This is a genomic window from Neobacillus sp. NPDC093127 (assembly GCF_044754175.1).
Taxonomy (GTDB): Bacteria; Bacillota; Bacilli; order Bacillales; family Cytobacillaceae; genus Neobacillus.
Window position 1 is genome coordinate 30,966 of record NZ_JBIVOP010000008.1, and the last position, 21,334, is coordinate 52,299.

General features: G+C 39.7%; 21 protein-coding genes and 1 other annotated feature. Of the genes, 3 read left to right on the forward strand and 18 right to left on the reverse strand.

Features of this window, described 5'->3' with window-relative positions:
* The first annotated feature begins 155 nt into the window (after positions 1 to 155).
* Positions 156 to 413 carry a DUF2624 domain-containing protein gene (locus ACIQCO_RS12700; RefSeq protein ID WP_400428972.1) on the forward strand — a complete coding sequence of 86 codons (258 nt, stop codon included), beginning with the start codon at positions 156 to 158 and terminating at the stop codon, positions 411 to 413.
* Between the two features lie 38 nt (positions 414 to 451).
* On the opposite strand, the gene ACIQCO_RS12705 is transcribed toward ACIQCO_RS12700, so the two are convergent.
* Positions 452 to 1,345, reverse strand: coding sequence for a deoxyribonuclease IV (locus tag ACIQCO_RS12705; protein ID WP_400428974.1), 894 nt, complete (start codon positions 1,343 to 1,345; stop codon positions 452 to 454).
* A gap of 22 nt (positions 1,346 to 1,367) precedes the next feature.
* On the reverse strand, positions 1,368 to 2,684 hold the full coding sequence (locus ACIQCO_RS12710; protein ID WP_400428976.1) for a DEAD/DEAH box helicase: 1,317 nt from the start codon (positions 2,682 to 2,684) through the stop codon (positions 1,368 to 1,370).
* A 263-nt stretch (positions 2,685 to 2,947) separates the two neighbouring features.
* On the opposite strand from ACIQCO_RS12710, the gene vrrA reads away from it, so the two are divergent.
* Together vrrA and ACIQCO_RS12720 are read left to right on the forward strand one after the other, a co-directional pair.
* The gene (gene vrrA, locus ACIQCO_RS12715; protein WP_400428977.1) at positions 2,948 to 3,631 is read left to right on the forward strand and encodes a VrrA/YqfQ family protein; all 684 of its coding nucleotides are present in this window, start codon (positions 2,948 to 2,950) and stop codon (positions 3,629 to 3,631) included.
* Positions 3,632 to 3,774: 143 nt separating this feature from the next.
* Entirely contained in the window at positions 3,775 to 4,722 is a 948-nt protein-coding gene (locus ACIQCO_RS12720) for a 4-hydroxy-3-methylbut-2-enyl diphosphate reductase (RefSeq protein WP_400428979.1), read from the forward strand.
* A 36-nt stretch (positions 4,723 to 4,758) separates the two neighbouring features.
* Here the strand turns inward: ACIQCO_RS12720 and ACIQCO_RS12725 are convergent, their stop codons facing one another.
* The 16 genes from ACIQCO_RS12725 to ACIQCO_RS12800 form a co-directional block, all read right to left on the reverse strand.
* On the reverse strand, positions 4,759 to 5,874 hold the full coding sequence (locus ACIQCO_RS12725) for a Nif3-like dinuclear metal center hexameric protein (RefSeq protein WP_400428981.1): 1,116 nt from the start codon (positions 5,872 to 5,874) through the stop codon (positions 4,759 to 4,761).
* Positions 5,861 to 6,580 carry a tRNA (adenine(22)-N(1))-methyltransferase gene (locus ACIQCO_RS12730; protein ID WP_400428982.1) on the reverse strand — a complete coding sequence of 240 codons (720 nt, stop codon included), beginning with the start codon at positions 6,578 to 6,580 and terminating at the stop codon, positions 5,861 to 5,863. Before ACIQCO_RS12730 ends, ACIQCO_RS12725 begins: the two co-directional genes overlap by 14 nt.
* An 80-nt stretch (positions 6,581 to 6,660) precedes the next feature.
* On the reverse strand, positions 6,661 to 7,026 hold the full coding sequence (gene cccA / locus ACIQCO_RS12735) for a cytochrome c550 (protein ID WP_400428984.1): 366 nt from the start codon (positions 7,024 to 7,026) through the stop codon (positions 6,661 to 6,663).
* A gap of 272 nt (positions 7,027 to 7,298) precedes the next feature.
* Positions 7,299 to 8,438, reverse strand: a complete 1,140-nt coding sequence (locus ACIQCO_RS12740; RefSeq protein ID WP_400428986.1) for an acyl-CoA dehydrogenase family protein — start codon at positions 8,436 to 8,438, stop codon at positions 7,299 to 7,301.
* Between the two features lie 370 nt (positions 8,439 to 8,808).
* Positions 8,809 to 9,936 carry an RNA polymerase sigma factor RpoD gene (gene rpoD / locus ACIQCO_RS12745; RefSeq protein ID WP_400428988.1) on the reverse strand — a complete coding sequence of 376 codons (1,128 nt, stop codon included), beginning with the start codon at positions 9,934 to 9,936 and terminating at the stop codon, positions 8,809 to 8,811.
* A gap of 43 nt (positions 9,937 to 9,979) precedes the next feature.
* On the reverse strand, positions 9,980 to 11,788 hold the full coding sequence (gene dnaG, locus ACIQCO_RS12750) for a DNA primase (RefSeq protein WP_400428990.1): 1,809 nt from the start codon (positions 11,786 to 11,788) through the stop codon (positions 9,980 to 9,982).
* Between the two features lie 620 nt (positions 11,789 to 12,408).
* A complete protein-coding gene (locus ACIQCO_RS12755) occupies positions 12,409 to 13,218 on the reverse strand; it encodes a pyruvate, water dikinase regulatory protein (protein WP_400428992.1) in 810 nt (269 codons plus the stop codon).
* A 29-nt stretch (positions 13,219 to 13,247) separates the two neighbouring features.
* Positions 13,248 to 13,880 carry a transcriptional regulator CcpN gene (gene ccpN, locus ACIQCO_RS12760; RefSeq protein WP_400428993.1) on the reverse strand — a complete coding sequence of 211 codons (633 nt, stop codon included), beginning with the start codon at positions 13,878 to 13,880 and terminating at the stop codon, positions 13,248 to 13,250.
* A 113-nt stretch (positions 13,881 to 13,993) separates the two neighbouring features.
* On the reverse strand, positions 13,994 to 15,376 hold the full coding sequence (locus ACIQCO_RS12765) for a glycine--tRNA ligase (protein WP_400428995.1): 1,383 nt from the start codon (positions 15,374 to 15,376) through the stop codon (positions 13,994 to 13,996).
* 62 nt (positions 15,377 to 15,438) lie between these two features.
* Positions 15,439 to 15,625, reverse strand: a binding site (T-box leader).
* Positions 15,626 to 15,675: 50 nt separating this feature from the next.
* Positions 15,676 to 16,428 (reverse strand): DNA repair protein RecO, encoded by a 753-nt coding sequence (recO, locus tag ACIQCO_RS12770; RefSeq protein ID WP_400428996.1) that lies wholly within the window; start codon positions 16,426 to 16,428, stop codon positions 15,676 to 15,678.
* Positions 16,429 to 16,464: 36 nt separating this feature from the next.
* A complete protein-coding gene (locus tag ACIQCO_RS12775) occupies positions 16,465 to 16,608 on the reverse strand; it encodes a YqzL family protein (protein WP_024030127.1) in 144 nt (47 codons plus the stop codon).
* 159 nt (positions 16,609 to 16,767) lie between these two features.
* Positions 16,768 to 17,688 (reverse strand): GTPase Era, encoded by a 921-nt coding sequence (gene era / locus ACIQCO_RS12780; RefSeq protein WP_400428999.1) that lies wholly within the window; start codon positions 17,686 to 17,688, stop codon positions 16,768 to 16,770.
* Entirely contained in the window at positions 17,678 to 18,079 is a 402-nt protein-coding gene (locus tag ACIQCO_RS12785) for a cytidine deaminase (protein WP_400429001.1), read from the reverse strand. Before ACIQCO_RS12785 ends, era begins: the two co-directional genes overlap by 11 nt.
* 191 nt (positions 18,080 to 18,270) lie before the next feature.
* Entirely contained in the window at positions 18,271 to 18,657 is a 387-nt protein-coding gene (locus ACIQCO_RS12790; protein ID WP_400429003.1) for a diacylglycerol kinase family protein, read from the reverse strand.
* Positions 18,635 to 19,105 (reverse strand): rRNA maturation RNase YbeY, encoded by a 471-nt coding sequence (ybeY, locus tag ACIQCO_RS12795; RefSeq protein ID WP_400429005.1) that lies wholly within the window; start codon positions 19,103 to 19,105, stop codon positions 18,635 to 18,637. Before ybeY ends, ACIQCO_RS12790 begins: the two co-directional genes overlap by 23 nt.
* Positions 19,102 to 21,276 (reverse strand): HD family phosphohydrolase, encoded by a 2,175-nt coding sequence (locus ACIQCO_RS12800; RefSeq protein WP_400429007.1) that lies wholly within the window; start codon positions 21,274 to 21,276, stop codon positions 19,102 to 19,104. Before ACIQCO_RS12800 ends, ybeY begins: the two co-directional genes overlap by 4 nt.
* Positions 21,277 to 21,334: the final 58 nt, after the last annotated feature.

Consider the following 21,334-nt stretch of genomic DNA (forward strand, 5'->3'; position numbering starts at 1 on the left):
TAAGAATCATTCCGATTTAACTTAAAGTAGTATACAATAGGCCCATCCACTTTGTAAAGGTTGCAGGCTTTTGATTAATATCTAAGCAAAAGTAATAATCCATTGTAACACTCCTGACTCTTCCTCATACATTAGCATGGAGGAGTGGTGAGAGAGTGAAAATATTTGAAAACATCATTAATCATAAGATTAACACGATAACCGCTGATGAGCTGTTAAAGTATGCACAGCAATTTAATGTTTCGATAAATAGGCATCAGGCGAGAAAAATTGCCGAATACTTAAGAGGTAAAAATATCAATATATTTGATGACGGACAGCGGGCCCAATTAGTGAAACAAATCGCAAAATTGGCCGGACCCGAAACAGCACGTGAAGTAAACAAATTATTTATGCAGTTTACAAAGCAATAAGAAATAAAAAGCTGTGCCTTGGCACAGCTTTTTATTTCTTATCCTTGCATGATTACATCCAGCAAATCTTCATTGAATTTTTGATTGCGTAGCATGTCGATTTCGAATTTATAGGGTGCTTTTTTATTGTTCTTATCCTCACCAACATATGGGGTTTCTAAGATTTTAGGTACATCAGTCAGCTGTGGATGATGAACAATGTAATTGAGTGTCTTAAAACCGATATGACCGAACCCGATATTTTCATGTCGGTCCTTTCTCATTCCCACCGCATTTTTGCTGTCATTGATATGGAGTACCTTAAGCTTCTCCAGGCCAATAATTTTATCAAACTCATTTAAGACACCGTCGAAATCCTCGACAATGTTATAGCCAGCATCATGGGTATGACAGGTGTCGAAACAAACAGAGAGTTTATCACTAAAGTTAACACCGTCGATAATCATTGCTAATTCCTCAAATGATTTACCACACTCCGATCCTTTCCCAGCCATTGTTTCCAGGGCAATTTGGAGCTGCTCCTTGCCAGTTAAAGCCTCATTTAAGCCTTCGATAATTCTCTTAATTCCTGCTTCTGTACCGGCACCTACATGGGCACCAGGATGGAGAACAATTTGCTTTGCACCAATTGCCTCCGTTCTTTCAATTTCGCTTCGAAGAAATCTGACCCCCAAGTCAAACGTATCTGGATTGGTGGTATTTCCGATATTAATAATATAGGGAGCGTGGACAACAATTTCTGAAATCCCGTTTTCCTCCATATGCCTTCTCCCGGCCTCAATATTCAAGTCTTCAATTTTCTTTCTTCTTGTGTTTTGCGGTGCGCCTGTATAGACCATAAATGTATTGGCACCATATGTTACCGCCTCATGACTTGCTGCGAGGAGCATATCTTTTCCACTCATTGACACGTGTGAGCCAATTTTCAACATTTCATTCTCTCCCTGCTGCCGCTTATTTTTTTCTTTGATCGATTCTTCGTTTCCGTTTTTTTATTTTATCCATTTCCCACTGCATTTTCTTTTTATAGCCTGGCTTCACTTTTTGCGGTTTCTTAACCATTGATTTGGCTATTCTTTCCGCATCATCCTCTTTCCTGACGCGGGTCTTTCTTTTATTTCTTTCATCCACCTCAATAAATCCATCCTTTTTGAGATCGACATACTTAAATTGAATCCCCATTTTCTCTAAACGATTTAAGGCGTCTTCATCAGAAAGCTCATAAACCGTAAGTGCAATCCCTGAGTTTCCAGCCCGTGCCGTTCTTCCTACCCGGTGGATGTAAAAATCTAAGTCTGATGGAAGCTCATAATTAATGACATGGCTGACTCCCTCAATATCGATTCCCCTCGAAGCAAGATCGGTAGCAACGATATATTGGTATTCCAAATCCTGAATCTGCTTCATCATTTTTTTTCGTTCGCGCGGGTTTAAATCACCATGAACACGGCCGACCTTTAAACCTTTTTCAATTAAGAAGCCAGCAACTTCTTCAGCCATTTTTTTCGTATTCGTAAACACAATCGCCAAATACGGATTGTATTGTACTAGCACATCGTGAACAAGCTGCTTTTTATTACGATGTCTTGAAGGCAGGAGATAATGCTCCAGGTTTTCTGCTGCCTTTCTTTTTGAATCAATCTGAACCATCTTTGGATTTTCCATATATTTCTTTAAAAATGGTTTTAATTTTTCCGGAATGGTGGCTGAAAAGACGAGCATCTGCAGGTCTTCTGGCATTTTTGCAGCCACCTGGTCCAAATCTTCAATAAATCCCATATCGAGCATCATATCAGCTTCATCAACAACAAGGACTTCCGATGTATGGATGAAAAGAGCCTTCTCATTCATAAGGTCTTTAATTCTACCCGGTGTCCCAACGACAATATGCGGCTGTACCTTCAATTTCTCAATGGTACGCTGCTTGTCCGTCCCGCCAACATAACATCTTGTCATGATGGGGCTTTCGGGACTGCATTGTTCTGTTATCTTCAAAATTTGGTGATAAATTTGCGTCGCCAATTCCCTTGTCGGTGCGGTAATAACGGCTTGAACTTCCTGCTTGTCCGAATTGATTTTTTCAAGGATTGGCAAAACATAAGCAAATGTTTTACCGGTTCCAGTTTGCGATTGACCAATCGCACTTTCCCCTTTTAAAACGAGCGGAATCATCCGTTCCTGAATTTCAGTCGGCTCATAAAATCCAAACTTATTTAGGGATTCAATAATAAATGGTTGAAACTTAAAACGATCAAAACGATTTTCTTTCATGTATTTGCTCCTTATTATTAAAATAATCTAGTGATTATGGAGTGTTTTTATTGCCCTTCCAGAGCTTCCACTTTTCTTTCCATCATGTAATTATAGTAAAGTTTCTCTTAAATCACCAGCTAACAATCCATTTATTCTAATCTTTTACCGTAAATTCATTTTTTAACATCAAATTTTGTTTATTCTTGTGTTTAATACCTAAACCAAATTAGGTTATTTGCATAATTTAATGTATGAAGTTCATTTGAAGGGATGTTATAGATATGATGCCAAGACCAGGAATGCCCATGCAGGGCGGAATGGGGGCAGGTCTATTTGGAGGAAGAGGAGCAATGGGTCCTATGGCCGGTAGAGCGATGATGGGGCCTGGGGCTAGTCCATTTGGCGGCGGCGGCCAGATGATGGGGCAAATGATGGGCCGCCAAATGGGCAGAGGCGGCGGCGGCGGCTTACTTTCGAGAATTCTCGGCGGCGGAGCGCGAGCCGGCGGCGGTCCTGGTGGACTAATGGGTGCGCAGGGTGCCGGAAGAGCGGCATCAGGAGGCGGCGGCTTACTCAAATCCTTAGCAAACCCCGGAGGAATATCAGGATTTCTGAATAATACCCAGAATGTGCTGAAGACAGCACAGTCATTTGGTCCGATGATTCAGCAGTATGGCCCAATGGTCAGAAATCTTCCTGCCATGTGGAGGCTTTATAAAGGCTTCAAAAATGCAAAAAGTACGGAAGAAGAATCTGTTGAAAAAAATAAAAAGAATACAGCAAAAATGATTGAAGAGTCATCAGAAAACAGAACCTCACGGAAAAAATCCGGCCAGAAAAGACCTCAAACAAGTTCCAAAATAAGCAGCCAGCGGTCAAGTACCGGCAGAAGAAGGCAGACGTCAAGTTCACATAAAAGGAGCCCATCCCCAAAAGGAAGTTCCGTGCCTAAAATGTATATATAAGCGAAGAATGCTGTGTCCCCGCAGCATTCTTTCTATTTGGTCAAATTAATGAAGAAAAATTGTATCTTTGTAATATACCTATTAGTTTTATATAATATATATATAGACTAGTAAACAATGTCTTTTTTAGGGGGACTTCATATATGCAAATAATCAAAATCTCGCCTCGCGGGTACTGTTATGGTGTTGTCGATGCAATGGTCATCGCAAGAAATGCCGCTTTAGATAAATCTCTGCCGCGCCCAATCTACATTTTAGGGATGATTGTTCATAATAAACATGTAACCGATGCTTTCGAGGAAGAAGGAATTATTACCCTTGACGGCAAAAACCGTAAGGATATTCTCGATAAAGTCGATAGCGGTACCGTAATTTTTACTGCACATGGAATATCTCCAGAAGTTCGCGAGCTCGCGAAAACCAAAGGTCTGGTAACGATTGATGCCACATGTCCTGATGTAACCAGAACCCATGATCTGATTGAAGAGAAAACAAAACAAGGGTTTCAAGTGATCTATATCGGGAAAAAGGGTCATCCAGAACCAGAAGGAGCTGTTGGTGTTGCACCAGGTATGGTCCATCTAGTTGAAACTCCTAATGATGTTGAAGCGTTAACGGTTGAAAGTGAAAAACTTATTGTTACCAACCAAACAACCATGAGTCAGTGGGATGTCTCCGATACAATGAAAAAAGTACAGGAAAAGTTTCCACATGTGGAAGTTTATAATGAAATTTGTCATGCTACCCAAATCCGTCAGGAAGCAGTAGCAGAACAAGCAACCGAAGCTGACGTGACGATTGTCGTCGGTGATCCAATGAGTAATAATTCCAATCGGCTTGCCCAGGTTTCGGAGGAAATTGCCGGAACAAAGGCCTACCGCATTGCTGATATTACCGAATTAAAAATTGATTGGATTAAGGATGCCAAAAATGTTGCCGTTACATCAGGTGCCTCAACGCCAACACCTATTACAAAAGAGGTCATCACGTTCCTTGAACAATTCGACCCAAATAACGAAGCAACTTGGGAACTTAGTAAAAAGGTCCAATTAAGCAGGATTTTACCTAAAGTGAAAAAGACAGCTGAATAAAATAGAAAAAGAACCGGATGACCGGTTCTTTTTGTTTTATAGAAATTGAAATGGATCCGTATTGACTTCAGAAGGAAAAATCTCCACTTCATAGCCAGTTTCCTGGCACATCTTTTGTAAGGTAGCTGTCAGCCCTTTTTTCATTACTTTTTCGACATTATGGCCTGGATCAATCATGTTCAAGCCTTGCATCATCGCATCGTGGGCGGTGTGGTAATAAATATCCCCAGTCACATACACATCTGCCCCTTTAAATTTGGCACTCATGAAATATTTATTGCCATCGCCGCCTAAAACGGCAACCTTTTTTACCTTTGTGGCTAAATCGCCCACTACCCGCACTTTATCCACTTCAAGTGCAATTTTCAGCTTTTCCGCGAATTCACCTAAGGTCATTTCCTCGACCTTCCCGATTCTGCCAAGCCCAAGAACTTCCCCCTTATTTTCGAGTGCATACACATCATACGCAACCTCCTCATATGGATGTGCTTTAATCATTGCCGTAATCGTCTTCTTCAGAAGCGGCTCGGGAACAATGGTCTCAATCCGCACTTCATCCACTTCCTCTAACCGGCCAGCCTGCCCCAAAAATGGATTGGTTTGCTCCCCGGGCAGAAACCGCCCCGTTCCAGCTGCTGAGAACGAACAATGGCTGTAATTGCCGATAAAGCCTGCGCCTGCATTGCCCAAGACCTGTCTAATCTCTTCTGCATGACTAGCTGGAACATAAACGACTAATTTCTTTAGCTTTGTATCAAAAGTAGGGACAAGTACCTCTGCATCTTCTAAACCTAGCGCCGCTGCCAATAAATCGTTCACCCCGCCCTTTGCGACATCAAGGTTTGTATGCGCTGCATAGACAGCAATATCGTGTTTAAGTAATTTTTCTATCATTTTCCCTTGAACCGTATCGGTCTGCAAATTTTTAAGCGGGCGATAAATGATCGGATGATGGGCAATAATCAACTGCACCTTTTTTTCAATCGCTTCGTCGATTACATTTTCGAGGACATCAAGGGCAATCATAATCCGCTCAATCTTTTTGTTTAAACGGCCGATTTGTAAGCCAATTTTGTCCCCTTCCATAGCCAACCCTTTCGGTGAGAATTGTTCAAATAATTGAATGATTTCATGCCCATTAGGATTTTTCATTTCCCAAAGCCTCCTCTACAAGTTTCATCTTATTCACTAGCTCTTGTCTTTTTTCGTTTGTTTCGGCAGTCTCGGCTGCCCCTTCAAGTGCTCCGTAAATACATTGCCAATTTTCCTTTTCTGCTGCCCATTTCTTCCTGAAGGCAGCATCTTGTTTTTTTACAAGGAAGGGCCCTAGTAAAAGCCCCATATCTACATTCGTTCTGTACGGCTTGTAAGGGTCACCTTTTTCACCAATTAAAATTTCGTAAATTTTTCCATCTTCTTCAATGATTTCTTCGGCAACAAGCTCCCAGTTGTTTGCTAAAAACCATTTTCGAATCGATATCGCACTAATATTCGGCTGCAGCACAAGTCGCTTGACCGAATCCAGCTTGTTTTTCCCATTTTCTAAAATATTTGTAATTAAAGCGCCGCCCATGCCGGCGATCGTAATGCAATCCACTTCTCCCGGCTGAATTACTTCAAGACCGTCACCCATTCGGACAGAAATAATATCAGATAACCCTTCTGACAAAACATTTCTTTCAGCCGATTGATAAGGGCCCATAGCCACTTCTCCTGCAACGGCAAAGCGAATCCCCACATTTTTCGCTAAGTAACAAGGCAAATAGGCATGGTCGGAGCCAATATCTGCAATTCTTGCTCCTTCAATTACATATTTCGCCACCGTTGACAACCGGACTGATAATTTATCTGTATTCAAAAATATCACCACTTCTTTATGTAATCATTTAAGTATAAAAAAAGTCCTTTACAGTTGCAAAGGACTTTTTTTCATATTACTTACTTAAGTTTTGATACCCACTCTGCCATTGCGTCAATTTGGTCTGCCGGTACAAGACCAGCCGGCATCCCTGTACCTTTTCCATTTGCAAGGATATCCTTGACTTCATCTTTTGATAACCCGGTTCCTTTTAATGAAGGGCCCACTACTCCTTGGTATTGGTCGCCATGGCATCCAAGACAACCGGCATTTTTATAAATGTCTTCAGGTTTGGCTGAAGCCGTTTCTGTTTTAGCGCCGCCATCCCCTTTATTACCCTTTGCAATCTCTTTCATATCACCAAGGCCTTTGAACGACAAGATAAATACAAGTACAATTCCAAAAACCAAGATTAGAATGTAAGGAATAGCTGGATTTTTCTTCATGATAATACCTCCCTTATGTACGTAAATCTGTTAAATAAAAAATCGTTTACAAACAACTACTATTTTACTTGAAAAAGAACAGAAGGAAAAGCCCTAAACTTATTTTATCACTATAATCTTTGTAAAAAAGAAAAAAGAGGCTGTACAACATAAAATTATCTTTTCAGCCTCTTGTTATCCTCCCCTATTTAGTTCAAATATATCATTTCGACTTTGAGAATTGTCCAGCTCCAGGCCATACGCCGCTGAACAGGGCACTTCCGTTATTCTTATTAACAACCAATCATTCGTGAAATGACCATTCGCTGAACTTCAGATGTACCCTCACCAATTTCAAGCAGCTTTGCATCACGCATCATTCTCTCAACGTGATATTCCTTCATATAGCCGTAACCGCCATGAATTTGTACGGCTTGGTCCGTCACTTCCATGCACATTTCTGAAGCATAGAGCTTACACATGGCAGCTTCCTTTGAAAACGGTCTTCCCTGGTCTTTTAACCAGGCGGCCTTATACACCATATTTCGTGCTAATTCAATTTTCATTGCCATATCGGCAAGCTTAAACTGAATCGCTTGAAAGGAGGAAATCGATTTGCCGAACTGTTTCCGTTCCTTCGCATAGGCAAGGGCCTTTTCATACGCCCCCTGAGCAATCCCTACTGCCATTGCTCCAATCCCGATACGTCCGCCATCAAGTGTAATTAAAAACTGTCTAAAGCCCTCTCCACGCTTCCCTAAGAGGTTTTCTACAGGAACTCTTACATCCTCTAATACAAGTTCCGTTGTATTCGAAGCATTTAAGCCCATTTTTTCATAATTATCGACAACCGTAAATCCAGCCGTATTGGTAGGAACGATAATCGCTGTAATTTCCTTCTTCCCCTCCTTCTCGCCAGTTACAGCCGTAATCGCTAAATGATTGGCAAAGCTGGCATTGGTAATAAAGCACTTATTACCATTAATAACAAATTCACCATTTTCCTCCTTGGCAGATGTTCTTGTTCCGCCTGCATCTGAACCAGCATTCGGTTCAGTCAAACCAAAAGCACCAAAAGATTCTCCCGTACAAATCGGCGTTAAATATTTTTGCTTTTGCTCTTCTGTCCCAAACAAATAGAGCGGTGCCCCGCCTAAGGAAATATGGGCAGAGTAGGTAATGCCTGTCGAACCGCAGGCTCTGCTTAATTCTTCTACTACAATAGCAAAACTGACCGTATCCGCACCGCCGCCGCCGTATTCCTCAGGAAAAGGCAGCCCCATAATCCCCATCTCAGCCAATTTCTGAAATATCTCCAAAGGAAATTTCTTTGTTCGATCACGTTCTATGGCACCAGGCGCAACCTCTTCATCTGCAAACTGGTGGATCATTCGTTTAATCATTTCTTGTTCAGAAGTTAAATCAAAATTCATTTCCATCCCCCTAGAACACTTTGTATACGCTTTCTTTATTATTATAAGAGCATTTATCATGATTTCTCAACATTTAAAAATTTTTAAAAATAAAATATTATGTGAATATAATAAAAAATAATATGTCCTTTAAGTAATAAGAGGAAATGAATGAAGACAATTACAACCTGCAAAAAATGAATGCCAATTATTCTTTTTTTGCAAAAATAAAAACCAATAAAAATTAAATAGATTTCCCTCAGTCTATTTGCAAAGTGAAAGACAATTCAGTAAAATAACAGAAAGTGCCTGCTCAGCTTTACCGAACAAGGATGAAGGCAAAAAAATAGTTCACCCCTGCAAAGGAGTAAACTATTTTATCTCAAGTATTCTATTCCAAAAAGTCTTTAAGTCGTTTGCTCCGGCTTGGGTGACGTAATTTCCTTAATGCCTTCGCTTCAATTTGGCGAATACGCTCACGGGTTACACCGAAAACTTTTCCTACCTCTTCAAGGGTGCGAGTACGGCCATCATCCAATCCAAAACGGAGGCGTAGTACGTTTTCTTCCCGGTCCGTTAATGTATCAAGGACATCTTCAAGCTGCTCTTTTAATAATTCATAAGCAGCATGTTCAGAAGGTGATGTTGCATCCTGATCTTCAATAAAATCCCCAAGGTGTGAATCATCTTCTTCACCAATCGGTGTTTCAAGCGATACTGGCTCTTGGGCAATTTTGAGGATTTCACGTACCTTATCAGGTGTTAGATCCATATCTTCGCCGATTTCTTCAGGTGTTGGTTCACGCCCAAGATCCTGAAGCAATTGACGCTGAACGCGAATCAATTTATTAATGGTCTCAACCATATGCACAGGGATACGAATGGTTCTTGCTTGGTCTGCAATCGCACGGGTAATCGCCTGGCGGATCCACCACGTTGCATAGGTACTAAACTTAAAGCCTTTGCGATAATCAAATTTTTCGACAGCTTTAATGAGGCCCATATTTCCTTCTTGAATGAGATCAAGAAATAGCATTCCCCGGCCAACATAGCGTTTCGCTATACTTACAACAAGGCGCAGGTTTGCTTCAGCAAGACGGCGTTTTGCTTCTTCGTCGCCTTCTTCAATGCGATTAGCCAGCTTGATCTCATCTTCAGCAGACAGCAAATCCACCCGGCCAATTTCTTTCAGATACATACGAACGGGATCGTTTATCTTTACTCCTGGTGGAACACTGAGGTCATTTAAATCAAATTCGTCCTCTTCTTTTGCTAACTTTTTAATATCAGGATCTTCCTCGTCACTCTCACCGACTAATTCGATTCCTTGATCACCTAAAAACTCTAAGAATTCATCCATTTGATCAGATTCTAATTCAAAATTTGCCATTTTTTCTGCAATATCATCGTAGGCAAGGACGCCGGTTTTTTTACCCAGTGCCGTTAATTGGTCTTTCACTTGTTCAAAAGTTAATTCATTCTCAACTTCTTTTGAACGGGCTGATTTTTCAGCAGCCATATGGGGCCCCTCCTTCCAAAATCAAAGACAATTCCAATATAATCTATAGCGATTTACGTAATTGGTTGATTTCATTTCCAATTTTTGCAGCTCTAGTAATTTCACCTTGCCGCTCTGCTTCTTTTAGTTCCACTTCTTTTTCTTTTATCTTTAACAACTTTGGATAATTCAACACCTGTTTGATGTAATCAGTTAATTCTTGATCGCTTACCTCGTCATTAATTGACATCATTTCAATGTCCGCAACCATTCTTCTAAGATTTCCATCTTCAATATAGGTTAAAAACGCACTAGAATCAGGTTCTTGGTGTTCCTCATAAAATCCTAACAGATAGGTTATTATTGCCTGATGTTCATCAATATTGAACGTCTGACCCGCAAGTAAATCCTGAACCTTATAAGCCACATCGCGGTTTTTCAGCATATGGGCAATTAAACGCCTTTCTGCTGTATAATGTTTAGGCTTTAATGCTTTTACTTGTTTTGCAATTACGAGAGGTTTATGAAGTGGTTCGTTTTTCCCAGTTGTTCTCCTTTTTTCTGCAAAAAATATCTGCTTCTGCTGCTGTTTTAAAGCATCCAGCGAAAGCGAAAATTCTGCTGCAAGCTGCCTTAAGTAATGATCTCTTTCAACCGCTTTATCTAATTTGCTGATTTCTTTGATTATGACTTCGATATAAGCAAGCCGATCTCCTTCAATCTGAAGATTTTTCCCTCTTCGAAAGTAAAGAAATTTAAAGGCCATCCAAGTTAAACTTGCACCTATCACCTCATTGCGGAATTTTTCAGGGCCATTTTTTTTAATATAATCATCAGGATCGAGTCCATCAGCCATCATGGCAACCTTGATTTGAAAACCCGCATTGTTTAAGTGATTACCTGCACGGAAAGCAGCTTCAATTCCTGCTTTATCAGAGTCATAGCAAATGGTAACCGATTGGACGCTTTGACGTAAAAGAGTTATATGTTCATCTGTCAAGGATGTCCCCATTGTGGCAATACCATTCTCTACTCCTGAGCGGTCCGCGGCGATGCAGTCTGCAAAGCCCTCAAATAAAACAGCGTGCTGCAATTTTTTTATACTTGGTTTAGCTAAATGATAATTATATAAAATTTTGCTTTTATTAAAGATTGCTGTTTCGGGACTATTTAAATATTTTGGCTCATCATGCCCAAGTGTTCTCCCAGAAAAAGCAATCGTTTTGCCATTTCGGTCATGTATTGGAAACATAATTCGATCCCTGAAGCGATCAAAATAGGTCCCATCCCTCTCACGCCTGATAATCAAGCCGGCCTTTTCCATCCATTCAGATGAAAAATCCCTTTTAGAAAGGAATTTATACACAAAATCCCATGAATTTAACGAATAGCCAATTTGAAACTTATCGATTGACTCGCGGGTAAAGCCTCTCTCCAGCAAATACTCTAAAGCATGCTGGCCTTCTTTTGTATTTACCAGTAAGTGATGGTAGAATTTCTGTAACAGTTCATGAGCATCAAGCATAGCTTGAAATTCTTCGGAAACCTTTTTCTCACCATGCACCGATGATAAATTAATTTCAAGGTCAATATTTACCTTGGCCGCAAGTTTAATGGCTGCTTCTTGAAAGGAGATTCCTTCTAGCTCCATTAAAAAAGAAAAAACATTTCCCCCAGCTCCGCAGCCAAAGCAGTGGAAAATTTGTTTGTCGGGTGATACTGAAAAAGATGGGGTGCTTTCTCCATGGAACGGACATAATCCGAAGTAATTTCGCCCCTGTTTTTTCAGTTGAACATAGTCGCTGATTATCTCGACAATATCAACATTCTGACGAATTCGATCAATCTTTTCTTCGGCAATACGGTCTGCCATGAAAACAACTCCATTTATACTACAGGTATTCGGCAGAAACTAATTAAATTCCTGCAAATTTCGACAAAAATTTTATTAAATCTGTCCTTAATCTGAATAGAACCTCTGATTGAAAGGATCTTGGGCCATTTCCGAAACTCCCCTATTCCTTGCTTTCGCAAATCGTTATATCTCCTTTACCCTTATTGTTCATGACGAATAAGTCTGCGGCAACTTTCCTAAATCAACATATTACCAGGCTGCATATGTATACTTGTCTTTCACATGTGATCCCAGGAAGCAGCAAACAGCACTACAAGGAAAAATGAGCAGTAACTTCGACAAAAATCGTCGGAATGCTTTTTACTTAAGTATTAATTCTACATCACTCCGCATATTCCTTCTTAATGAGTTAACTTTTATAAAAGGATTGATGTCGAATTTTTTTGGGAGTTTTAAGGGGTACCTGCCTTGACATCTAACAATAAATAGTTTATTCGTTCACATCCAACTCTAAACCTAAAAAGATACATTTTTATCACAATTTTTTATTATAGTATATTAATTATCATTTTGCCATAACTTTTTCTTATTATTTTTCATTTATTTTTTTAAAAAACACATAATCGAATGATTATGTGTTAAGGTCTGCCTTTTTGGATATAATTTAGAATCACGTTTGCGGTTTCTTCCACTGCTTTATTTGTAACATCAATAACCGGACAATTAATTTTTTTCACTACATTTTCAAAAAAGGCTAATTCTTCTTTAATCCGCTCGATTTTCGCGTAACTCGCCTGATCATTTAAACCTAAAGATAACAAGCGTTCCCGTCTAATATTGTTTAGTTTTTCGGGACTTATTTTGAGACCAAAACATTTTTCAATGGGGACTTTATATAGTTCTTCGGGCGGGTCAACCTCTGGAACTAGCGGGACATTCGCTACCTTTAAGCGCTTATGTGCCAAATACTGTGATAATGGAGTTTTCGAGGTTCTTGAGACCCCAATCAAAACAATGTCTGCTTTTAATATACCTCTTGGGTCACGGCCATCATCATATTTGACTGCAAATTCGATTGCTTCCACTTTTTTGAAATATTCCTCATCAAGTTTCCTGACAAGTCCTGGTTCACATAAAGGCGTCTTCCCGCTGTAAGCTTGGATCTGATCGATGATTGGACCGATTAAATCCACTGCCAATATCCCTTCCTTTTCCGCTCTTTCCTTCATATATGTACGCATTTCAGGTATAACAAGGGTATAGGCAATCATCCCTTTATCCAATGACACTAACGATAATACCTCATCAATATGTTCGTTGTCTTCTACATATGGAAACGTTTTTAATGCCATTCCTGCGCCATTAAACTGGCTGACGGCTGCTTTTGTAACTAATTCAGCTGTCTCACCGACTGAATCAGAGACAACATAAATGATTGGTAAACTCATTCTCCCTCAACAACTCCTCATATCCTAGTTTATTCATCGCCTAACGACACAAACGCTTTTGTGATGTTTGTTTTCGTTACTCTGCCAATTACCTCGAAACCTTTGTCTGATTTCTTAACTACCGGCAAGGCATCTATTTGCTTTTCAATCAATTTTTTAGCGATATCAATTAATAAATCTTCTCGTTCACACATGGTTATATTTGGCATCCTGGTCATAATGATATTGACTGGAATCGTGGTAAGCTCCTGTTTCCCGATACTTGCCCGAAGGAGATCCTTTCTGGACAATACACCAACTAAAATTGTGTTTTGATCGACTACAAACAATGTTCCTACATCTTCAAGGAACATGGTACAAATAGCATCATATACAGAAACATTTTCAGTAACTACCACGGGAATGGATTGATAATCCTTAACATAAATTTTTTGCAGGTTTTCTGTTAACAGCTGAACCCCAGACTTACCCGTATAAAAATAGCCAACACGCGGCCTTGCATCTAGAAAACCTGCCATCGTTAAAATTGCAAGATCCGGTCTTAATGTCGCTCTAGTCAAACTTAGCTGGTCAGCAATTTGCTCTCCAGTAATCGGCCCATTTTCCTTTACAATGTCCAATATATGCTCTTGGCGTTTAGTCAGTTCGATTTTTCTCACCACCTTAAAATACCGATATTTACATTTAAATTAAAATAAAGTCATACTATTATAGAATTATTATAACCTATATAACCTTCATTTTAAAAGAAAACCCGCCGGATGGCGGGTTTCATTTAAAATGACATTTTTTCTTGTAAAAAGCTAACTAGTTCAGTAATCGGGATTCGCTTTTGCTCCATTGTATCGCGATCGCGAACAGTAACCATGTTGTCTTCCTTGGAATCAAAGTCATAGGTAATACAGTATGGTGTACCGATTTCATCATGACGGCGATAACGTTTACCAATGGAACCCGCTTCATCGTAATCCACTGAAAAATGTTTAGCTAAGGCAGCGAAAACCTCTCTTGCCTCTTCAGACAGCTTTTTCGATAATGGAAGTACTGCCGCCTTAAAGGGAGCAATTGCAGGGTGAAAGTGCATAACCGTTCTAGACGTGCCATCTTCAAGCTGTTCTTCGTCATACGCATCAATTAAGAATGCAAGCGTTACCCTGTCAGCACCCAGTGATGGTTCAATACAAAATGGAACATATTTTTCATTCGTCTCAGGGTCTAAATAGTGGAAGTCCTCATTAGAGTATTCCATATGCTGCTTCAAATCATAATCCGTTCTCGAGGCAACACCCCATAATTCACCCCAGCCAAACGGGAACTTAAATTCAAAATCTGTTGTCGCATTACTATAGTGAGAAAGCTCATCTTCTGAATGGTCGCGCAGGCGTAAATTTTCTTCCGTAAGACCTAATGACAGTAACCAATCTTTCGCAAATTGCTTCCAATAATTGAACCATTTCAGCTCTTCACCTGGTTTACAGAAAAACTCAAGCTCCATTTGTTCGAATTCTCTTGTCCGGAAGGTAAAGTTACCAGGGGTAATTTCATTCCGAAAGCTTTTTCCAATTTGGGCAATACCAAATGGAAGTTTCTTTCTCATCGTCCGCTGGACATTTTTAAAGTTAACAAAAATACCCTGCGCTGTTTCCGGACGAAGGAAGATTTCATTCGTGCTTGATTCTGTTACCCCTTGGAAGGTTTTAAACATTAAATTGAACTGACGAATACCCGTAAAATCATGGCTGCCACAATCCGGGCAGGCGATATTGTGCTCTTTAACGAGCTCTTCCATTTTTTCAAACGGCAGTCCGTCAACCACCATTTCAATGCCTTTTTCTTCAAGCGCATTTTCAATTAATTTATCGGCTCGATGACGGGCTTTACAGTTCTTACAATCCATCATCGGGTCGTTAAAGTTCCCAATATGGCCAGACGCTTCCCAAGTTCGCGGGTTCATCAGGATACTGGCGTCCAAGCCGACATTATAAGGAGACTCTTGAACGAATTTTCTCCACCATGCCTGTTTAATATTGTTTTTAAATTCAACGCCTAACGGACCGTAATCCCACGTATTTGCAAGGCCGCCGTAAATTTCTGACCCCGGAAAAATAAATCCTCTGTGTTTAGCATGTGAAACAATTTGCTCCATCGATACATTCATCATTTTTGCTCCTTTTTATAAAAATATAAAACAAAAAAACTCCCATCTCTATGCTTTTTAAGCATAGGGACGAGAGTTACCCGCGGTTCCACCCTAATTGCTGCCATGAGAGCAGCCTCTTTAAGTTGTGTTTTAACAACACATGATTGCTCAAGAACGCCTTCGTTAGTGCCCTATACCCTAGCTCACACCGTCCTAGGTTCGCTTTTATAGAGATGACTAAGTACTCTTTTCCGTCACAGCAATTATTTTATTAACCAAAATTTTAACCAATACTCCAAACATTGTCAACAAGGCGTTTATAAAAGATTGCGAAATTGATCCATGGAATTAAGGAATTTCTTTGTTTTGAGATGTAAGCCGGAATACTCTTCATAGTAAGCAGTAATCACATTTTTCAGTTCTGTCTTCGTTTCTTCTTTAACAGAAATATTACCTAACCTTGAAAGATCAAAATAATAAAATAACCTTAATAATTTAACTGCAGCTGGTGATAATTTAAAATGATACGGGTCCTTCTCTAAACAGCGGTGGCAGATAAATCCACCTTCCCGTATCGAAAAAGAAAAATGTCCGTCTGTACTGCCGCAAACGGAACATTGATTTAAGATGGGATACATCCCGATTACATTTAACATTTTCATCTCATAAATATTCATCAGAATATCCGGGTCATAGCCTTCATTCATGTAATTCAATGTTTGATAAAGCAATTCAAAATGAAACGGGTTTGGTTTTTTATCTTCTGTACATTTATCCGTTAATTCAACAATATAACTAGCATAAGCAGTTAAGAAAATATCCTCACCGATTGAACGCCATGAGGTAATGATTTCTCCCTGCTGTAAGCTTCCTAAACCGGATCCTCTAGAAATAAGAAAATATCCATGTGTAAACAGCTGAGTAATGGAGGAAAGGCGGCTGTTTGGCTTTTTAGCTCCTCGTGCCATCGCACCAATCTTTCCCCATTCCCTTGTATATATTGTGACAATTTTATTGGTTTCACTGTAATCTGTCGTTCTAATCACGATGCCTTCACACTTCTGAAGCATTAAAAGCCACCCTCTTAAGCAGCGCGAAAGACTTGCTTATGAAACGGGAAAATCGATTTGTGCTAGCTCCTCATTCAGATTTCCGGGTATTTCTTGGTTTTCCTTCTCAAGCTCTTTGAAGAGAAGATATGTGTCAATATTACCTGTCTGAAGGAATACTTTCCACGTAAAATCCATCAACGAAAACCCCACCTTTCAATATTTAGACTAGCCCTATTCGGGTCCCAAACCTTACAATTATCATAGCCTGCCAGCGCAAAAATCATAAGACGAAAATATTGTTAATGTTGTCCATGCATAATTTTGTAGGTAAGTTAATATTTTAATTAGGGTGAATCATTAATATTCATCTTCGTTGAAGCCGTAATCGCGAAGCTGGGACATCTTATTGCGCCAATCCTTTTGAACCTTCACCCAAAGCTCTAAAAATACCTTTGACCCAAGGAGATTTTCAATATCTACACGGGCACGCTTTCCGATCTCTTTCAGCATACTTCCTTGTTTTCCGATAATGATCCCTTTTTGTGAATCTCTTTCCACAATCACAGTTGCCATGACATGAATGATATCCTTATCTTTTTGCCGCTCCATTTTGTCAAGAACAACAGCCAAAGAATGGGGAATTTCTTCCCTCGTTAAGTGCAGCGCCTTTTCCCTTATCAGTTCTGTAATAATAAACCGTTCAGGGTGATCGGTAACCTGGTCTGCAGGATAATATTGTGGACCCTCGGGTAAGAAAGACTTAATTTGGTCTAACAAACGCTCTACATTATTTCCTTCAAGCGCAGAAATAGGCACAATTTCTTTAAAGGCATATTTGTCTTTATAAGACTGAATAATTGGCAATAATTCATCCGGGTGGATTTGATCAATTTTATTAATAACAAGGAAGATTGGTGTGTTGACAGTTTGGAATTTTTCAAGAATAAATTCTTCCCCACGTCCAAATCCTTCTTCAGCATTAACCATAAATAGAATCAAATCAACTTCTTTTAGTGTATTTTGTGCAACCTTCATCATAAAGTCGCCTAATTTATGTTTTGGTTTGTGAATACCTGGTGTATCGATAAAAATCATTTGTGCATCATTAACGGTTAGCACACCCTGAATTTTGTTACGCGTCGTTTGCGGTTTATCACTCATTATGGCAATTTTCTGGCCAATCACTCGATTAAGGAACGTTGATTTCCCTACATTTGGCCGGCCAATAATCGAAATAAACCCAGACCTGTATCCGTTTTCATTCCCATTATTCTGCATGTAAATCCTCCGGCGAAAAGGCACCCGGCAATAGCTCTTCAACAGTAATTTCTTGAATATCGCCTTTTAGGTTGGTTAAAACCACCTTCATATCCTTAGGGCACAATTCAGAAATTACTTGCCGGCAGGCACCGCAAGGAGAACATGGTCGTTCTGTATCTGCTACAACGGCAAGTAGAGCGAAATCCCGATCGCCATGTGAATAGGCACTAAAAAGGGCTGAACGTTCACCACAATTGCACATACTGTAAGCGGCATTTTCTATATTACAGCCATGATATACTTTTCCATCCGTTGTTAACAAGGCTGCCCCTACTCTAAACTTCGAATAAGGAACATAGGCTTTTTCTCTTGCTTTTTTTGCTTCTTCAATTAATTCTTCGATGTTCATGATTCTTCTTCCCTTCCAGCAGAAATCTGCTGTTCCTTTATTTTACATCAAAAATGAGAGAAAATCATTACTTGCAACAAAAAAGTAATAAAAATTTTAAAAAGTTAGAATTTTCTCATAAGTCAGCTTAACCTAAAATTTTGAGCCGATATGTCATTTTACCGAATTCCCAATCCCTTTTCAAATCGTTGCTAAAATAAATTTAGAACGTAAGGGAAAAAAATGAGAATCCCGATTGCCACCGAGAGGAAAGCATAAACTAAGACAGCTCCAGCAGCCAAATCCTTCGCTTGTTTTGCAAGCGGATGATATTCCCCCGTCACTAGATCAACCACTCGCTCGATAGCGGTATTTACCAGCTCTAAGGCAAACATGCCGCCAATAGCGAGAAGGATAAATAACCACTCTATTTTAGTAATCGAAAAATAAAACGAAACGAGTAAAACAATGATGGAACTGATGAAATGAATCCGCATATTTCTTTCTGCTCTAAGCGCTGTATTAACCCCCGATATGGCAAATGACAAAGAGCTAATGAAAGGGATTGGATTTCGTTTATCTTGTGAGTCCATACTCATTTAATATTTCCTTTTGCAGAGTGAACATTTCTTTTTCTTCATCCTCGCTCATGTGGTCATAGCCTAAAAGATGCAGGAAACCATGAACCGCTAGAAACCCGAGCTCACGTAAAAAAGAATGCCCATACTCCTCTGCCTGCTCTTTTGTTTTTGGAACAGAGATAATAATATCCCCTAGGACACGAGGTATCTGGCTGCCAGTTATTTCAATTTCTCCTTCGCCAAGCTCTTCCATTGCAAAAGAAATAACATCGGTTGGAGTATCTTTCTTACGATATTCCCGGTTAATCTCTTGAATTCTCTCATTGGAAACAAATGTGACCGAAACTTCGCTATGAATTTCAACATTTTGTTTATTTGCTGCAAAATTTAATATTCTTTCGATTTCAAGCATTTGTTCGTCTGTAAGTTCATTGGTTTCGTCGATACAATCAATCAGTAATGTCATGCTTGCTTCACCTTCTTTTTCGTCATTTCTGGATATTCAATCCGAGAGTGAAAAATCCCCTTTAATGTTTCACATAACGTATGGGCTACGGTTTCAATTTCCTTAATTGTGATATCACATTCATTTAATTGACCGTCTTGGAGCCGGTCAGCGACAATTTTATTGACAAGCGACTCAATTAATTCGGGGGTTGGCTGTGATAAAGACCGGACTGCAGCCTCTACGCTGTCTGCAATGCCAACAATAGCAGACTCTTTAGTCTGTGCCTTTGGTCCCGGATAGCGAAAATCGCTTTCCTTTGTTTCTGCATCACTTTGGAGGGCCTTGTGGTAGAAAAACTTCAATAATGTTGTCCCATGATGCTGTTCAGCAATATCAATAATTTCTTTAGGCATATGATAATTCTTCAAAATCGCAGAGCCGTCTGTTACATGAGCAAGGATAATATGAGAACTCTTGTCTGGCGGCAAGCGGTCATGAGGATTATCATGGTGCATTTGATTTTCAATAAAAAAGTTTGGCCTTTTTGTTTTGCCAATGTCGTGATAGTAGCTGCCAACCCTTGCTAAAAGACCATTTGCCCCAATTGCCTCACACGCAGATTCCGCTAAATTAGCGACCATTACACTATGATGATAGGTACCGGGTGCTTCCATTAAAATTTTTCTAAGCAGCGGGTGATTTGGATTAGAAAGTTCTATCAGCCTCATCGTCGAAAGAATCCCAAAACTAGCCTCTAGGAAAGGAAGTAAGCCAATTGTTAACACAGCGGAGCCAATGCCAGACACAAGGGCTGTAATAAGATAATACCCATATTCGATTCCTGAGAACTGACCATTTGGCAGAAACATTAACGCCACTATCGTCAAAAGATTGACTAATGACGCAATGGAGCCCGCTTGTAATATTTTCGAGCGATGATTTTGTCCGCTCAAAAACAGGATGCCCGCTAAAGCGCTGAAAAGAATATATATACCTTCTGAAAAGTTAAGGGTTCCAGTAACTCCTTCATTGAAAAGAACACTGCCGCAAACTGCCATAATAATCGCCGTGAGGATGGCCAGCTTTTCATCAATTAATATCTTGATTAGCATGCCCCCCATCGCGGCAGGGAATAGATAGCCAATTCCTGCATAATTAAATATTTGCAGCAGGCTGACCAGTTTCATAATTAAAATGGAAAGGATAAAAATAATCCCATACAATAATAAAAACGTTTGCCGCTGCTCGGGAAGAGATTTCATTTGATAAAAATAATAATAGACTGCCGAAAGAATAATGATAATTAAGACAACTAACCCAATAAATGGTTTAAATGATTTTTCGTTATTGAGAAGACCTACCAGCTTTAACTGCTGATAAATATCCTGATTAATTAATTTTCCTTCTTCCACTATTATCTGCCCTTGAAGAATCTTTACATGTTCTACGTTTTCAGCCGCCTGAAGTCGCAAATCCTCTGTGGCAGCCGGGTCATAAAATTCATTCTGAATCACTGCATACCTGCCCAGTTCAATCGCTGCGGTTCCTAAACTATCATTTAATGATGTGTATTTTAATTCTTCCTCGACTCGCTTTTTAGCATTTTCGACTTCATCTCCAGGTATTCTTTTCGTCATGACATTGTTGATGGCTGTTACGGTCAAGTCCTTTGCGATGGACAACTCATCGTTACTAGCTTGGACTAAGCTTGAGAACACTTGACCAGGGAGATCCTTTGAAACACCGGATGTCAATTTTGCTTTAAGCCTTGTCACTTTTTCTGATACACTCGGCTCCCCTTTTGCCGGCTTTTCCACAGTAGCCAGCTCTTCCTGCTTCTTTATTTCTTCTTTTATTTCATCATTGACCTCCGTTGTTGCGGAGAAAATCGAAGTAATTAAATCAACTCGGTTTTGCGTGTATTCATTTTTTAAGGTATAAACAGGCTGGACTTGGTCGCGAGCCTCTTTTCGTTTTTTTTCCGTACTCTTTTTATCCTCGACAGTCCCCGGGGAACGGATTGTCTGATCAGCAACTGAAAACAAGCCTACATCAAGTTTTTCTGGCTTTACTTGACTATACATCGCAGTAAAAAGGACGGCTCCTAATACAATAAAAAATAGGATTCGAAAAAAGGTAATATCGAGCAGCTTTCGTATCCGTATGAAGTGTTTATGCAGTTTTTCCAACTAAATCCCCCCAAGCGCGGCCCGACTTTATAGCGAATATTAAACATATTATTACTGA

Bases quoted from the DNA above. Each gene is read 5' to 3' on its own strand.
- ACIQCO_RS12705 (WP_400428974.1), bottom strand. From the start codon at position 1,345: ATGTTGAAAATTGGCTCACACGTGTCAATGAGTGGAAAAGATATGCTC.
- ACIQCO_RS12710 (WP_400428976.1), bottom strand. From the start codon at position 2,684: ATGAAAGAAAATCGTTTTGATCGTTTTAAGTTTCAACCATTTATTATT.
- vrrA (WP_400428977.1), top strand. From the start codon at position 2,948: ATGATGCCAAGACCAGGAATGCCCATGCAGGGCGGAATGGGGGCAGGT.
- ACIQCO_RS12720 (WP_400428979.1), top strand. From the start codon at position 3,775: ATGCAAATAATCAAAATCTCGCCTCGCGGGTACTGTTATGGTGTTGTC.
- ACIQCO_RS12725 (WP_400428981.1), bottom strand. From the start codon at position 5,874: ATGAAAAATCCTAATGGGCATGAAATCATTCAATTATTTGAACAATTC.
- cccA (WP_400428984.1), bottom strand. From the start codon at position 7,026: ATGAAGAAAAATCCAGCTATTCCTTACATTCTAATCTTGGTTTTTGGA.
- ACIQCO_RS12740 (WP_400428986.1), bottom strand. From the start codon at position 8,438: ATGAATTTTGATTTAACTTCTGAACAAGAAATGATTAAACGAATGATC.
- rpoD (WP_400428988.1), bottom strand. From the start codon at position 9,936: ATGGCTGCTGAAAAATCAGCCCGTTCAAAAGAAGTTGAGAATGAATTA.
- dnaG (WP_400428990.1), bottom strand. From the start codon at position 11,788: ATGGCAGACCGTATTGCCGAAGAAAAGATTGATCGAATTCGTCAGAAT.
- ACIQCO_RS12755 (WP_400428992.1), bottom strand. From the start codon at position 13,218: ATGAGTTTACCAATCATTTATGTTGTCTCTGATTCAGTCGGTGAGACA.
- ACIQCO_RS12765 (WP_400428995.1), bottom strand. From the start codon at position 15,376: ATGAATGTATCGATGGAGCAAATTGTTTCACATGCTAAACACAGAGGA.
- recO (WP_400428996.1), bottom strand. From the start codon at position 16,428: ATGCTTCAGAAGTGTGAAGGCATCGTGATTAGAACGACAGATTACAGT.
- era (WP_400428999.1), bottom strand. From the start codon at position 17,688: ATGCAGAATAATGGGAATGAAAACGGATACAGGTCTGGGTTTATTTCG.
- ACIQCO_RS12785 (WP_400429001.1), bottom strand. From the start codon at position 18,079: ATGAACATCGAAGAATTAATTGAAGAAGCAAAAAAAGCAAGAGAAAAA.
- ACIQCO_RS12790 (WP_400429003.1), bottom strand. From the start codon at position 18,657: ATGAGTATGGACTCACAAGATAAACGAAATCCAATCCCTTTCATTAGC.
- ybeY (WP_400429005.1), bottom strand. From the start codon at position 19,105: ATGACATTACTGATTGATTGTATCGACGAAACCAATGAACTTACAGAC.